General features: G+C 61.4%; 15 protein-coding genes and 1 pseudogene. 4 read left to right on the top strand and 12 right to left on the bottom strand.

Features of this window, described 5'->3' with window-relative positions:
* Window positions 1-18 precede the first annotated feature (18 nt).
* Window positions 19-870, bottom strand: a complete 852-nt coding sequence (gene purU / locus HU725_RS04635) for a formyltetrahydrofolate deformylase (RefSeq protein ID WP_060478073.1) — start codon at window positions 868-870, stop codon at window positions 19-21.
* A 295-nt stretch (window positions 871-1,165) separates the two neighbouring features.
* Between purU and mvaT the strand changes: the two genes are divergently transcribed.
* Window positions 1,166-1,543 (top strand): histone-like nucleoid-structuring protein MvaT, encoded by a 378-nt coding sequence (gene mvaT, locus HU725_RS04630; protein ID WP_060478074.1) that lies wholly within the window; start codon window positions 1,166-1,168, stop codon window positions 1,541-1,543.
* Between the two features lie 68 nt (window positions 1,544-1,611).
* Here mvaT and sbcB read toward each other — a convergent pair whose 3' ends face one another.
* The 3 genes from sbcB to HU725_RS04615 form a co-directional block, all read right to left on the bottom strand.
* On the bottom strand, window positions 1,612-3,048 hold the full coding sequence (gene sbcB / locus HU725_RS04625) for an exodeoxyribonuclease I (RefSeq protein WP_186477524.1): 1,437 nt from the start codon (window positions 3,046-3,048) through the stop codon (window positions 1,612-1,614).
* Window positions 3,049-3,094: 46 nt separating this feature from the next.
* The gene (locus HU725_RS04620) at window positions 3,095-3,454 is read right to left on the bottom strand and encodes a PilZ domain-containing protein (protein WP_060478076.1); all 360 of its coding nucleotides are present in this window, start codon (window positions 3,452-3,454) and stop codon (window positions 3,095-3,097) included.
* A 123-nt stretch (window positions 3,455-3,577) separates the two neighbouring features.
* Window positions 3,578-3,964, bottom strand: a complete 387-nt coding sequence (locus tag HU725_RS04615; RefSeq protein ID WP_060478077.1) for a tol-pal system YbgF family protein — start codon at window positions 3,962-3,964, stop codon at window positions 3,578-3,580.
* A gap of 180 nt (window positions 3,965-4,144) precedes the next feature.
* On the opposite strand from HU725_RS04615, the gene pyk reads away from it, so the two are divergent.
* A complete protein-coding gene (pyk, locus tag HU725_RS04610; protein ID WP_186477523.1) occupies window positions 4,145-5,599 on the top strand; it encodes a pyruvate kinase in 1,455 nt (484 codons plus the stop codon).
* 109 nt (window positions 5,600-5,708) lie between these two features.
* Here pyk and HU725_RS04605 read toward each other — a convergent pair whose 3' ends face one another.
* A complete protein-coding gene (locus HU725_RS04605) occupies window positions 5,709-6,629 on the bottom strand; it encodes an iron-sulfur-binding ferredoxin reductase (protein ID WP_186477522.1) in 921 nt (306 codons plus the stop codon).
* A gap of 250 nt (window positions 6,630-6,879) precedes the next feature.
* Here HU725_RS04605 and HU725_RS04600 point away from each other — a divergent pair, with 250 nt between their 5' ends.
* Window positions 6,880-8,403 (top strand): fumarate hydratase, encoded by a 1,524-nt coding sequence (locus tag HU725_RS04600; RefSeq protein ID WP_060508498.1) that lies wholly within the window; start codon window positions 6,880-6,882, stop codon window positions 8,401-8,403.
* Between the two features lie 44 nt (window positions 8,404-8,447).
* Here HU725_RS04600 and HU725_RS04595 read toward each other — a convergent pair whose 3' ends face one another.
* The gene (locus HU725_RS04595) at window positions 8,448-9,320 is read right to left on the bottom strand and encodes a carbon-nitrogen hydrolase family protein (protein ID WP_186477521.1); all 873 of its coding nucleotides are present in this window, start codon (window positions 9,318-9,320) and stop codon (window positions 8,448-8,450) included.
* Entirely contained in the window at window positions 9,317-9,907 is a 591-nt protein-coding gene (locus HU725_RS04590; protein ID WP_186477520.1) for a GNAT family N-acetyltransferase, read from the bottom strand. The genes HU725_RS04595 and HU725_RS04590 overlap by 4 nt, the downstream gene beginning before the upstream one ends.
* A 115-nt stretch (window positions 9,908-10,022) precedes the next feature.
* Here HU725_RS04590 and HU725_RS04585 point away from each other — a divergent pair, with 115 nt between their 5' ends.
* Window positions 10,023-10,421, top strand: a complete 399-nt coding sequence (locus tag HU725_RS04585; RefSeq protein WP_060478083.1) for a nuclear transport factor 2 family protein — start codon at window positions 10,023-10,025, stop codon at window positions 10,419-10,421.
* An 18-nt stretch (window positions 10,422-10,439) separates the two neighbouring features.
* Here HU725_RS04585 and HU725_RS04580 read toward each other — a convergent pair whose 3' ends face one another.
* The 5 genes and pseudogenes from HU725_RS04580 to HU725_RS04560 form a co-directional block, all read right to left on the bottom strand.
* On the bottom strand, window positions 10,440-11,021 hold the full coding sequence (locus tag HU725_RS04580; RefSeq protein WP_186477519.1) for a DJ-1/PfpI family protein: 582 nt from the start codon (window positions 11,019-11,021) through the stop codon (window positions 10,440-10,442).
* Window positions 11,022-11,069: 48 nt separating this feature from the next.
* Window positions 11,070-12,227: a phospholipase D-like domain-containing protein gene (locus HU725_RS04575; protein ID WP_060478085.1), complete on the bottom strand. Its 1,158-nt coding sequence runs from the start codon at window positions 12,225-12,227 to the stop codon at window positions 11,070-11,072.
* A gap of 1 nt (window position 12,228) precedes the next feature.
* Window positions 12,229-12,810, bottom strand: a complete 582-nt coding sequence (locus HU725_RS04570) for a YceI family protein (protein WP_186477518.1) — start codon at window positions 12,808-12,810, stop codon at window positions 12,229-12,231.
* Between the two features lie 44 nt (window positions 12,811-12,854).
* Window positions 12,855-13,101, bottom strand: a pseudogene (locus tag HU725_RS04565) (amidase).
* Between the two features lie 40 nt (window positions 13,102-13,141).
* Window positions 13,142-14,029 (bottom strand): acyl-CoA dehydrogenase middle domain-containing protein, encoded by an 888-nt coding sequence (locus tag HU725_RS04560; RefSeq protein ID WP_186477516.1) that lies wholly within the window; start codon window positions 14,027-14,029, stop codon window positions 13,142-13,144.
* Window positions 14,030-14,101 lie beyond the last annotated feature (72 nt).

Raw genomic sequence — 14,101 nt, 5'->3', positions numbered from 1 at the left:
CGCGGCCCCCAATACCAATCAGTCGAATACCACAGTCTTGTTGCCGTGGACCAGCACCCGGTCTTCCAAGTGATAACGCAGGCCGCGGGCCAGCACCATCTTCTCGACGTCGCGGCCGAAGCGGACCATGTCTTCGATGCTATCGGCATGGCTAACCCGCACCACATCCTGCTCGATGATGGGGCCGGCATCCAGCTCTTCGGTCACGTAGTGGCAGGTTGCGCCGATCAGCTTGACACCACGCAGGGCCGCTTGATGGTAGGGTTTGGCACCTACGAACGATGGCAAGAAACTGTGGTGGATATTGATGACCTTCTCGGCATAATCCTGGCACAGCTGCGGTGGCAGAATCTGCATGTAGCGCGCCAGCACCACGACGTCAGCGGCGTGCTCCTGCACCAGGCGAGACACTTCGGCGAAAGCCGGGGCTTTGTCCTTGGGGTCGACCGGCACATGGAAGAACGGGATTCCATGCCACTCGACCATGCTGCGCAGGTCGTTGTGGTTGGAGATCACGCATGGGATATCGCAATCGAGCTCATCGGTGTGCCAGCGGTGCAGCAGATCAGCCAGGCAGTGCGATTCGCGGCTGGCCATCAGCACGACGCGCTTTTTTTGCGCCGAGTCAGTGATACGCCAGGTCATGGAGAACTCTTCGGCAATTGGCGTGAAAGCTTCGCGGAAAGCTTCGATACCGAATGGCAGCGATTCGGCGCGAATTTCATGACGCATGAAGAACCAGCCGCTCTGCTCATCGGAGTGATGGCTGGCTTCGTTGATCCAGCCATTGTAAAGGGCCAGGAAATTACTGACTTTCGCCACGATGCCGACACGGTCGGGGCAAGCGATCACCAGACGATAGGTGCGCATGAATCAAGACTCCAGAACTTCGCAAAGGCGCTCATTCTAACGGCACGCCCGGAAAAACGCAGTAATCATTGCGCAGGCCTTCGGCACAGCCGAGCACAGATGCCGCAAGCCCTCGCTTGAGCTCACACTGCGAACCGCGTTGAGTTACTGCTCAACCTATGTAAATTTTTTTTAATCCTGAGATATTTTGTCACATCGTTAATTGCTGCTGCGCGTTGAATATTATGTTTACTTGAGACTATGGGCTGTCTATTATTGCCTCACTCATTTCTGAACACGCATTAAGGAACACTCCATGTCCCTGATCAACGAGTACCGCGCTACCGAAGAAGCCATCAAGGAACTTCAGGCCCGCCTGGCCAACCTGTCTCAGGATGACAAGCTGAAAAAAGAACTGGAGTTCGAAGGCAAACTGCGCAACCTGATGGGTGAATACTCCAAGTCGCTGCGCGACGTCATTGCCCTGCTCGACCCAGATGCCAAACTGAGCAAAGGCCCACGCGGCTCGGCTAAACCTACTGCCACCAAGCGTGCACGTAAAGTCAAGCAATACAAAAACCCGCACAATGGTGAAGTGATCGAAACCAAAGGCGGCAACCACAAAACCCTGAAAGAATGGAAAGCCAAATGGGGTGGCGACGTGGTTGAAAGCTGGGCTAGCCTGCTGGACTGATAATCCACAGCATCCACTGCTTATACAAACAAGAACGCCGGCATGTTGCCGGCGTTTTTGTTTTGCACTCAGGCATTGATAGCAAACCGCTCCCGCAGAAGTTCGGCGTGCACCTGCCAAGCGCCGAGTACCCGCCGGCCGGCCTCGTCGGCGGTGGCCCAAGCGGCCAGCCTGGCCTTTTCGAAATCGCCCAATGTGTTGGGTGCGCCCCACTGCGGGTTGCTAAGGCGCTGCTGGCAGAAGCCATACCAACGCTGGCGTTCTTCGCTGTTCAAGGTTTCAGGGAAGTTTCTGGCACGGTAACGGAACAATAACTCCGGCAGGCGTTGATCATCGAACATCCAATGCCCGTGGCCTAATTGAGCAGGGTCCAAGGTGCGAACTTGCTCGCACAGACGGCGGTCGCGGTCACCGATGAAACCCTCATACAACTGCTGCTCAGGATCTTCTACCGCAGCAAAATGTTCACTGCCGTAGATAGGCTCAAGCTTACCTTCCCAGTGTGCGCGTTGATTAATCAACTGATCGGCACGCGATTGCAGCAAGGCCAAATCGATGCCCAGTCGTTGCTGATCAGTTGGGCGCAATACCGACAGCGGAGCGACAACCGGGCAGCGGTTGATCTGCACCAACTTGAGCGGAACCGGTAATTGCCCTTCAAGCAATTGATCATGCCGGGTGTACAAACGTTCGCGTAGGACTTCGGCACTTTCCCTTAGTAACGGTAGGGTTTCCTGATGCAGGTCGCACACAATCAGTGCATTGCGATTACGCGGGTGCCATGCCAATGGCAGAACCACACCCAGATAGTGTCGCGCTGCGGAAAAGCGCCCGGATATGTGTACCAGCGGCTGCAATAGTTGGACCTGGTCCATGACTTTTTTCTTACTGCGCAACTGGAACAGCCACTCATATAACTTGGGTTGTTTCTGCCTTATCAAGCGCGCTAGAGCAATCGTCGCCCGTACGTCGGAAAGCGCCTCATGGGCATGGCCGTGGTCGATACCGTTTGCCTGGCTCAACAACTCCAGACGCAGGCTGGTACGCCCATCCTGTTGCGGCCAGACAATCCCCTCCGGGCGCAGGGCATATGCGGTGCGCACCACGTCGATCAGGTCCCAGCGGCTGTTGCCGCCCTGCCATTCGCGGGCATAGGGGTCGAAGAAATTGCGGTAAAGACTGTAGCGGGTCACTTCGTCGTCGAAGCGAAGTGTGTTGTAACCCGCACTGCAGGTGCCGGGACGCATCAGTTGCTGGTGAACCCGAGTCATGAACTCGGCTTCGCACAAGCCCTGGTTGGCAAGTTGCTCGGGGGTGATGCCAGTGACCAGGCAAGCGGCCGGGTGCGGGAGGATATCGTCCGAAGGGCGGCAGTAGAGGTTGATCGGTTGGTCGATCTCGTTGAGCTCAAGATCGGTACGCACGCCGGCCACCTGCAACGGGCGATCGCAGCGCGGGTTGATGCCAGTGGTTTCGTAGTCGTGCCAGAAAATGCTGGTTGTCACGGGGTCGTCCTGTTTCGCGGTCGACCCGATTTTAACGGAGCCAGGCTCAGGCGGAAGCGTTGGCAGGGTGGAAACTGAAATACTCGCGCAGTGAGTGGACGAATTCTTCGTATTCGCGCGGCGCCTGCAGCAGCATGAAACCCGAATCGTAGTGGCCTGGCGTCTGGTCTTCACGGCACCACAGGCAACTGGCAGTCAAGTTGATGAACTGAAACCCACCGTTGGGCAGTGGCAGGCGCAACTGCAGTTCGAAATCCGGGCCGACCAGAACCGGCAGCGAGCTGATCAGCATGATGCCGTCTTCCGAGGCATTGCCCAGCTGGCCGATGGGTTGATCGGTGTGGCGGTTGTAGACCGTCAGCACACCGGTCAACTGATGGCGTTCGATATGGCGCTTGTTGAACATGTTCGCGAGTGCAGTCCCGTAAAGGTGCCAGGGATGCAAGGTACTGGCGGTTGTTGTAACAACTGAGTTACAGATTAGCGCAGTGCGCCAAGCCTAGCCTGTGAAATAAACCACACCTTGGTATTAACGCCAAGTGGGGGTGCCGACGGGATGACTCACCGCAGCCTCTGGCCCACGATAGTGCCCGAGCTTTTCCAGGGTTTGCAGGCGCGCCTTGGCCCGAAACGCATATTCGTTGCCTGGGTATTGCTGAATCAGATACTCATAGGTTTGCGCCGCGTCCAGGTAAAGCTTGTCGCGCTCAAGGCACTGGCCCCGCAACAGCGTGGCTTCCGGGTGGATGAACGGCCGCGCACGGCTGGTGCGGTCGACCTGCGACAGTTCCAGCATGACTCGCTGACAATCGCCGCGGTCATAGGCGCGGTAGGCATTGTTCAGATGGTGGTCCATGGACCAGCGGGTGCAGCCGACGGTGCTGGCAGCCAGGGCAATCAAGATCAGGGCGCGCATGGGGTATCTCCTTTGATGCCAGTTTATCGACCATGGCCGGCAAATCTTCACAGCCTTTTGCAAGCATACGCCTGCCGTTCAAATGCCACCCTGCATCGCTGGCAGGTAGTGCAACGGAACAATGACTACAGCGTAATTGAGGAGTAGCCTTTCGCTGCGCTTCACTATAGGAGTCTGTGCATGAGCATCCGCCGTACCAAAATCGTCGCCACCCTTGGCCCCGCCAGCAACTCGCCGGAAGTGATCGAACAGCTGATCCTCGCCGGCCTGGACGTGGCACGCCTGAACTTCTCCCATGGCACGCCGGACGAGCACAAGGCGCGTGCGCGCCTGATCCGTGACATCGCCGCCAAGAACGGCCGCCATGTCGCGCTGCTGGGTGACCTGCAAGGTCCGAAGATCCGCATCGCTAAATTCGCCAACAAGCGCATCGAATTGAAGATCGGTGACAAATTCACCTTCTCCACCGCCCACCCGCTGACCGAAGGCAACCAGGACATCGTCGGTATCGACTATCCCGACCTGGTCAAAGACTGCGGCGTTGGTGACGAACTGCTGCTCGACGACGGGCGTGTGGTCATGCGCGTCGAAACCGCCACCGCGGACGCCCTGCACTGCGTGGTGATCATCGGCGGCCCGCTGTCGGACCACAAAGGCATCAACCGCAAAGGTGGCGGCCTGACCGCACCGGCTCTGACCGAAAAAGACAAGGCCGACATCAAGCTCGCCGCGGAAATGGACCTGGACTACCTGGCGGTTTCCTTCCCACGTGACGCCAGCGACATGGAGTACGCCCGTAAGCTGCGTGACGAATCCGGTGGCAGCGCCTGGCTGGTCGCCAAGATCGAACGCGCCGAAGCCGTTGCCGACGATGAAACCCTGGACAAGCTGATCGCAGCCTCTGACGCCGTCATGGTTGCCCGTGGCGACCTGGGTGTGGAAATCGGCGACGCCGAGCTGATCGCCATCCAGAAGAAGATCATCCAGCACGCTCGCCGCAACAACAAGGCGGTGATCGTTGCGACCCAGATGATGGAGTCGATGATCCAAAACCCGATGCCGACTCGTGCCGAAGTATCGGACGTGGCCAACGCCGTGCTGGACAACACCGATGCGGTGATGCTGTCGGCCGAGAGCGCCGCCGGTGCCTACCCGATCGAAGCCGTACAGGCCATGGCCCGTATCTGCCTGGGTGCCGAGAAGCATCCGACTAGCCAGAAGTCCAGCCACCGCCTGCACACCACCTTTGAGCGCTGTGACGAAAGCATCGCCCTGGCGGCCATGTACACCGCCAACCACTTCCCGGGTGTAAAGGCGATCATCGCGCTGACCGAAAGCGGCTACACCCCACTGATCATGTCGCGCCTGCGTTCGCACGTGCCGATCTTTGCGCTGTCGCCGCACCGCGCCACTCAGGCTCGGGCCAACATGTTCCGTGGTGTCTACCCGATCGCCTTCGACCCGGCATCGCTGCCGGCCGACAAAGTCAGCCAGGCGGCCGTGGACGAGCTGCTCAAGCGCGGCCTGGTGGCACAAGGTGACTGGGTGATCCTGACCAAAGGTGACAGCTACCACACCATCGGCGGCACCAACGGCATGAAGATCCTGCACGTGGGTGATCCGCTGGTCGGCTGATAGCCTTTGCGGCCTTATCGCGACCTTCGCTCGCTCCTACGGAAAATTGCGTTCCCCCGTAGGAGCGACCGCAGGTCGCGATGAGGCCGGCACTCGCCACACAACTGCCTCAGGCATGCTCAACGAACACATCGGCAAACACCTGCCCGCGCGGCACCCCGGCAATGAACAGCCGCCGGGCGAACCGCTCGACACTCCCCGCCCCTCCACACACCAGCGCTATAGTTTGCCGCGACGACAGGCTCAGGCGTGCCAACGCCTCATCCATCTGCTGTGCCAGCACCAGCTCGACCTTCACACCTTCCAATTGCAACAGCGGCTGCGCCAGATAATGCGCGGCACCATCGCGGGCTATGTGCAGCAGCCGAATCTCACCTTGATGCCCCTGGCGCAATGCCTCGCGCAAGATGCCCCACAGCGGCGCCAGCCCAGTGCCCGCTGCCAATAGCCAGAGCGGCCGCGCCTGCCAGTCCGGGTCATAGTGCAGTGCTCCACCGCGAACCTCGCCAAGGCGCAAGCTATCGCCTAGTTGCAGCCCACGGGCTTTGTCGCAGAAGGCACCTGGCCGCTGACAGTCGATATGAAACTCCAGATAACCGTCCTCACCCGGCAGGCTGGCCAACGAGTAAGGCCTTGCAACAGGGCCGTTCCACACCACCACATGCTGCCCAGCCTGATACCGCAACCCCCGTTCAGGGATCAGGCGCACACGCAGCACATCGCCGAACCAGTCCAGCCCGCACACCCGCGCTGGCACCCCGTCCTGCTGGGGGTCGAACAGCGCAACGTGCAAGTTCTCGACAACCCGGCACTGGCATGCCAGGCGCCAACCCTGGGCATGTTTGTCCGCTGCCAGGGCCTGGGGCGACGCATCCTGCGGTTGCCCGGCCAGGCACTGCACCAGGCACGCATGGCAACTGCCGGCTCGGCAGCTGTAGGGCACGTTCAGCCCCGCGTCGTTGAGGGCATCGAGCAGGTTGCTGCCAGTGGGCACCGCCCAGCTCTTTGCGCCCACGCTAAGTTCAGGCATGGTAAGTCATTCTCCAACGGTCACCGGGTCACTGTAAGCCAAGCGCAAGGTGGCAGCAAAAACGATGCCCGCTAGTAGCCGACCAAGGTCCAGACCACACGCAGGTGTTTCGCGCAGTGAGGCGCGCTATACTGCCGCGCCCTTTTGCGTCGGCCAGCCTGCCGGCGCGCCTTGCAAGGCGCTTCGACACGCTGGTCGGCACCGTCGAACGTCTTTTTGAATGTTCCCGTCTTTAAGAGGAGCGCGCTGCATGACCGTGATCAAGCAAGACGACCTGATTCAGAGCGTCGCCGACGCCCTGCAATTCATCTCGTACTACCACCCCGTCGATTTCATCCAGGCGATGCACGAAGCCTACCTGCGTGAAGAATCCCCCGCCGCACGGGACTCGATCGCCCAGATCCTGATCAACTCGCGCATGTGCGCCACTGGCCACCGCCCGATCTGCCAGGACACCGGTATCGTCACCGTGTTCATCCGTGTGGGCATGGATGTGCGCTGGGACGGCGCCACCATGAGCGTCGACGACATGATCAACGAAGGTGTGCGTCGCGCCTACAATCTGCCTGAAAACGTGCTTCGCGCCTCGATCCTGGCCGACCCGGCCGGTGCGCGCAAGAACACCAAGGACAACACTCCAGCCGTCATCCACTACTCGATCGTTCCAGGCGACAAGGTCGAAGTGGACGTTGCCGCCAAAGGCGGCGGCTCGGAGAACAAGTCGAAGATGGCCATGCTCAACCCGTCCGACTCGATCGTCGACTGGGTGCTCAAGACCGTGCCGACCATGGGCGCTGGCTGGTGCCCGCCAGGCATGCTGGGCATCGGCATCGGCGGTACCGCCGAGAAGGCCGCGGTCATGGCCAAGGAAGTGTTGATGGAGTCCATCGACATCCACGAACTCAAAGCCCGTGGCCCGCAGAACCGCCTTGAAGAGATCCGTCTGGAGCTGTTCGACAAGGTCAACCAGTTGGGTATCGGCGCACAGGGCCTCGGTGGCCTGACCACCGTGCTCGACGTCAAGATCATGGACTATCCGACTCACGCCGCCTCGCTGCCGGTGTGCATGATCCCCAACTGCGCCGCCACTCGTCACGCCCACTTCGTGCTCGACGGCAACGGCCCGGCCGAGCTTGAAGCGCCGTCGCTGGACGCTTACCCGGAAATCGTCTGGGAAGCCGGCCCAAGTGCCCGTCGCGTCAACCTCGACGACATCACCCCCGAAGAAGTCGCCAGCTGGAAACCAGGCGAGACCATCCTGCTCAACGGCAAGATGCTCACTGGCCGCGACGCTGCCCACAAGCGCATGGTCGAGATGCTCAACCGCGGTGAAGAACTGCCAGTCGACCTCAAAGGCCGCTTCATCTACTACGTCGGCCCGGTCGACCCAGTGGGTGACGAAGTGGTGGGCCCTGCCGGCCCGACCACTGCCACGCGCATGGACAAGTTCACCCGCCAGATCCTCGAGCAGACCGGCCTGCTGGGCATGATCGGCAAGTCCGAGCGTGGCCCGACCGCAATCGAGGCGATCAAGGACAACAAGGCCGTATACCTGATGGCCGTGGGTGGCGCTGCTTACCTGGTGGCTCAGGCCATTCGCAAGTCGAAGGTTCTGGCCTTCGCCGAGCTGGGCATGGAAGCGATCTATGAGTTCGAGGTCAAGGACATGCCGGTGACCGTAGCCGTCGACAGCAACGGCGAATCGGTACACATCACTGGCCCTGCCCTGTGGCAGAGCAAGATTGCCCAGAGCCTGGCAGTTGAAGTGAAGTAAGCCCGATATCACGGTGGCGGCCCCAAACCGGGGCCGCTGCTGTTTCAGAGCAGACGTTCGAACTGCTCCGGCCAGTCCCTGCGGGTAAATACCTGCCCTTGCTGCCGCACCCGCCGCACGTGCTCAAGGCTCACTTCACACATCAGCCACTGGCTGCCCACCGGGCTCAACGCCTCACTCAGCGCAATCACCCCGTCCTGCGGCATCCCGTAATCTGGCGGAACGAACAGCCCAGCCCGGCCGATATTCTCATCCAGTGCTGGCGACCACGGTGCCAGGCCCACGGTCGGGCTTTGTAACACCGCTATCTGGTTTTCCAGCGCCCGAGCCTGCGCGCCTATGCGCACTCTGTGATAGCCCGCTTCGGTATCGGTGCAGCTCGGCGCCAGGATCAGGTCAGCGCCGCCCTCAGCCAAGTAGCGCGCCAACATTGGGAACTCATTGTCATAGCAAATCAGGATGCCCAAACGGCCAAGCGCGGTGTCGAACACCTGCAGCCCATCACCGGCAGCAATGCCCCACTGCTCTCGCTCAAAGCGGGTCATGATGAGTTTGTCCTGATAGCCCAGCACTCCCTTGGGGCCGAACAGCCAGGCTCGGTTACGGTACTGCCCATCAAGGTCGAGCACCGGCAGGCTGCCTGGTTGTAGGTAGATGCCCCAACGCCGCGCAATGCCCTCGCACAAAGCCAGCCAGGGCTCGACCAGCGGCTGAATGCCGGCGATCGAGGCCTTCAGGTCGCCCCGCTGCTCAACCGGCAACTGCCCGCTAAGCACCAACCCGGCATATTCAGGCAATAGCAGCAGTTGGGCGCCGGCCTCCACGACCTCGGCGCACAGCCCTTGCAGGTGCTCGGCATACGCATCCCAGGTTTCATGCAGTTCGATGGCGTACTGGCACGCCGCGAGGCGGATCAAGCCGGTAGCTCCTTGGTCCAGAAGGACATGATTTTTTCCGAACTGTGGGTTTCGTCCAGGTCGCGCCAGGCGTAGTGGGTCCGCAGCGCTGGGTCATGGAGGAAGCCGCGATTGCGCCAGAACCCGTTCAGCGGCTTATAGTCCGCCGGCCGGCGCGGGTGCGTTCCTGGACGCTCCACGGCGCAAAACGCGCAAAAGTCGAATTCGGCCAGTTTATGGGCATAGGATTCGCGCTCAATGAAAAAGCGCACTCCCAGGCCACGGCCACGGTACTCCGGCAGCACCAACGACTCACCGAAGTAGTAGACGCTTGCCGGGTCGCGCCCCAACGCCAGAAACGGCTCTTGGAACTCAGGGGCTACATCCACCAGCGGCAGGCCGGTCGAAACACCTACCACCTTGCCTTCGTCCAGGGCCAGCACCATAAGGCTGCGCCCGGAACGGGTGTAGCTGGCCAGGTAGTCGGCCTCGTCCTGGGCAGTGCCGTCATAAAGATAGGGAAACTCGCGAAACACGGTCAGGCGCAGGCGAGCGAGGTCATCGATGTAAGGCGCGATAGCGGCGCCGTGCAACAGGCGTATTTGCATGCTTGGCGGTCGTTTTGTCGATGTGGATGACGCGCTCGGCTAAGCCGGGCTTGAGGGGAAACCCTATCATCCAAGCCAGCACATCGCCTTTTCCCTACACGACAGGAACTGTTCCATGACCGCTACCGAACTGGTCCACGCTTACTATGCCGCCTTCAACGCCGGTGACATGCCAACGTTCTTGGCACTGCTCAGCGAAGATGTGATTCACGACATCAACCAGGGCGAGCGGCAAATGGGCAAAGCGAAGTTCGCCGCGTTCATGGACAAGATGAACCGCTGCTACCGCGAGCGCCTGGCCGACATCGTGGTCATGCAGAACGCCGACGGCAGCCGCGCAGCAGCCGAGTTCACCGTCCACGGCCAATACCTGGCCGACGACGAAGGCTTGCCGGCGGCCACGGGCCAGACTTACGTGCTGCCAGCGGGGGCATTCTTCTACATTCACTGCGGCAAGATTGCCCGGATCACCAATTACTACAACCTCAACGATTGGGTCGAGCAGGTAGAGTGAACCTGCCGAGCGGCCCGATCAGGCGATATGGGTGCCAAGCACTTTGAGGAACGCCGCCAGCCAGGCCGGGTGGGCGGGCCAGGCTGGCGCAGTGACCAGGTTGCCATCCACATGTGCCTGGTCCACCGCGATATCGATGAAGGTGCCGCCGGCCAGCCGCACTTCCGGCGCACACGCCGGATACGCACTGCACTCGCGCCCTTGCAGCACACCTGCGGCTGCCAACAACTGCGCACCATGGCACACCGCTGCAATCGGCTTGCCGGCCTGGTCGAAGGCCCGCACCAGCTCCAGAACCCGCTCATCCAGGCGCAGATACTCCGGGGCGCGGCCGCCAGGAATCAGCAGCGCGTCGTAACCCTCGGCCCGAGCCCGCACGAAGTCGTAGTTCAGTGCAAAATTATGCCCCGGCTTTTCGCTGTAGGTCTGTTCGCCTTCGAAGTCATGAATCGCTGTGCGCACCGTCTGCCCAGCGACCTTCTCCGGGCACACCGCGTGAACGGTGTGGCCGACCATGCTCAGCGCCTGGAAAGGCACCATCGCCTCGTAATCTTCCACATAGTCGCCAACCAGCATGAGAATCTTCTTCGCCGTCATCACACCCACTCCTTCGATTGCCTGGAAACCGTCAGTGCACGATAGCTGCTCTCAGTCCCGTCGGTCGAGCAGGTTGACCACCAGCCTGTCCAGCCAACCCCATATGCGCTGTTTCACCCGGCGCCACAGCGGCCGGGCATGCCAGTGGTCCAGGTCGACAGCCTGGCTCAAGGCGAAGTCACGCTCGAAGCTGGCGTGTACAGCGGCCGTCAAAGGCGGATCGAGCGCCTCGATGTTGGCCTCCAAGTTAAAGCGCAGGTTCCAGTGATCGAAGTTGCATGAGCCAATGCTGACCCAGTCGTCGATCAGCACCATTTTCAAATGCAGGAAACAGGGCTGGTATTCGTAGATACGCACACCCGCTCGCAGCAAGCGCGGGTAATAGCGGTGCCCGGCATAGCGTACCGAAGGGTGGTCGGTGCGCGGGCCAGTCAGCAGCAAGCGCACGTCGACCCCTTTCCCTGCAGCCCGGCGCAGGGACCGGCGCACGCTCCAAGTCGGCAAGAAATACGGCGTGGCCAGCCACACTCGCTGCTTGCCACTGTTGATTGCCCGCACCAGCGAATGCAGGATGTCCTGATGCTGGCGGGCGTCGGCATAGGCCACTCGGCCCATGCCCTGCCCTTGCGCCGGCAACTTGGGCAGGCGAGGCAGGCCAAAGCCTTCGGCCGGGCGCCAGGCGGTACGACGTTCGTTAGCTTGCCACTGGCGGTCGAACAGCTGTTGCCAGTCGCTCACCACAGGGCCATGCATTTGCACCATCACCTCATGCCAGGCGCTGCTTGACTCACCGGGCACCCAGAATTCGTCGGTAACCCCGGTGCCACCCACCACGGCCCAACGCTCATCGACCAGCAACAGTTTGCGATGGTCACGGTAGAGGTTGCGCAAACCACGCTTCCAGCGCAGGCGGTTGTACCAGCGCAGATAGACGCCGGCATCCAGCAGGCGCTGGCGCAACGCTGCAGTGAAGGCCAAAGAGCCATAGTCATCGAACAGGCAGCGCACCCGCACGCCGCGTACTGCCGCCTGTTCCAGCGCCTGGACCACAGCCTCGGCGCAGGCACCGGCCTCGACCAGATACAACTCCAGGTCCACCTGTGCCTGCGCACCGGCAATCGCCTGAAGCATCCTGGGAAAGAACGCAGGGCCGTCGATCAGCAGTTCGAATTGATTGCCATCGCGCCAGGGGAATACGGGCCCTGGCATGTCAGCGGGCGTTGAAAATCAGTACCGCGTTGACCGGTACCAATGGGTTGATGGATTTCAACTTGGCAAACTTGCGCAGGCTCTCCAGCCCGGGCAACAGGCCGAAGTCAGAAGCGCGCAGCACCAACGGTTCGAGGGTCACTACCTGGAAGCGCCGCTCATCCAGGCGGGTGGCCAGCAGCAGCGCGTTGTAGCTGTGGGACTGCCCATGCAGGGTGACGGTCAACGGCAGGCGCAACTCGATTTGCGCGCCATCGGCCAGGTCGTTGATCGGCCGCAGGTCGATCTGCGCCTTCACGCTGGCCTCGGCAAAGCGCTGCACTTCGAAAAGATGGTCGCGCATCTGCTCGTCACGCAGCGGCACCCCGCTGCTGACCGAGTCCATCTCGATGCGCAGCGCAGCCGCGCCCTTTCGGTCGACACTGCCGTGCAACACTAAAAAGCGATGCACCTCGGCGGTATCACCATTTTTGCCGGTGACGAATGACAGGCGCGATGACTCGCCATCAAGGTGCCAATTGGCATGGGCGGGCAAGCACAGGGCCAGCAGCAGAGCAGGCAGAAGGCGACTGAAGTTGAACATGACAGGTCTCGTAGAACTTGACCGCCAACCTTAACCGCCTGCTTTCATGGCAGCAAGCGCCAGCCTGCTTGTGCACCCTGCCAGGCAGCCGGGCTGCGCAGGCCTGGCCCCTGGGCGCTTTCCCGCCGCTGCCGGCGGTCTTCTTCCAGGCCGCTCAAGGGCAGCCATGGTTTCACGTAGTCCGGGCAATACGCTTGAGCCAAGCCCATTACAAAGCGACCGGAGGGGTGCTTTTTTGGCGGAATAAGCCGACGGTATTCTCAGGAGGCTTTCATGGTCGGAAAAGCGCATCAGCGGCCCAGGAGCTGAGAGAACTACAGGATCCCGCTTTTCATGACAGCCCTGCGCCCGACCAGGCTTTGGCCAGGCGCTGTTCCCGCGCCGCCGTGGCCAGTCCCAGCACCCCTTGATCACGCTGCCACAGCTGAGCCCATTGCTGCGGCCCCGCCAGCAGCGCCTCATCGACCGCTGCGCGCAGCGCCTGGAACTGCGAGAACAAGCCCCCCAGCAAGAGGTGGCAAGCAACGCTGTCAGCGCATTGCCGGCTGCCCTCGGCGCACCCAGCCAACAGTCCAAGGAGGCGCAGACGCAAGTCCCGGGGCCAGTCGCACTCATGTCCAACCCCATATAACCAAGCCGTCAAAGCCGTCAGCACGTACAGGTCTTCCAACGAGCGGAACGGTTTGACGTAGGCGTCCCAACCGTCCCCTGCCAATAATTCGCAGGACGCACCCTGCAAGTGCAGGCGTCCATGCCCTACCTCTGGCATCAGCGGCAGGGTGGGCAATGCTTCCAACGTCACCCCGGCCTCACCCGGATACACCACCGCTAACTTCAGCTGCGGCGCGTCGCCCAACGCTTCGCTGCGCGCAGCCACCAACAGCCACTCTGCATCAAGGCCCGCGGTAACAAAGTCCTTGGTGCCGTCCAGGCGCAACCCGACCAGCCGGGTATGCATGTCCGCCGGGCGCACGCTGCGCTGTTCGGTGGCGCACAACGCACCAAGGCTGGCCGGCGCACTGGGCCAAAGCACCCTCAGCGCGGCCTGGTAACCGATCAGAAAGGCCAGGCCCGGGGTGGCCATGGCACGCCCACCCAGCACCGCCAGTTCGAACGGGGCAACCGCGCCAAGGCGCTCGAGTTGCGCGGCATAGGCCTCGCCAAGGGTGCCGGCCAATGGCTGGCGGTAAGGGTCGTTGAGTCGTTGCAACCAGGCCATAGGGCGCTCCTTCAAGAGGCTGACGGGGCTGTCATGCAAGCATCACCAAAGCTTCACCGGGGTGACACCGCG

The organism is Pseudomonas promysalinigenes (genome assembly GCF_014269025.2).
Taxonomy (GTDB): Bacteria; Pseudomonadota; Gammaproteobacteria; order Pseudomonadales; family Pseudomonadaceae; genus Aquipseudomonas; species Aquipseudomonas promysalinigenes.
The sequence above is the reverse complement of the archived record's forward strand: the minus strand, read 5'-3'. Positions and strand labels throughout refer to the sequence as shown.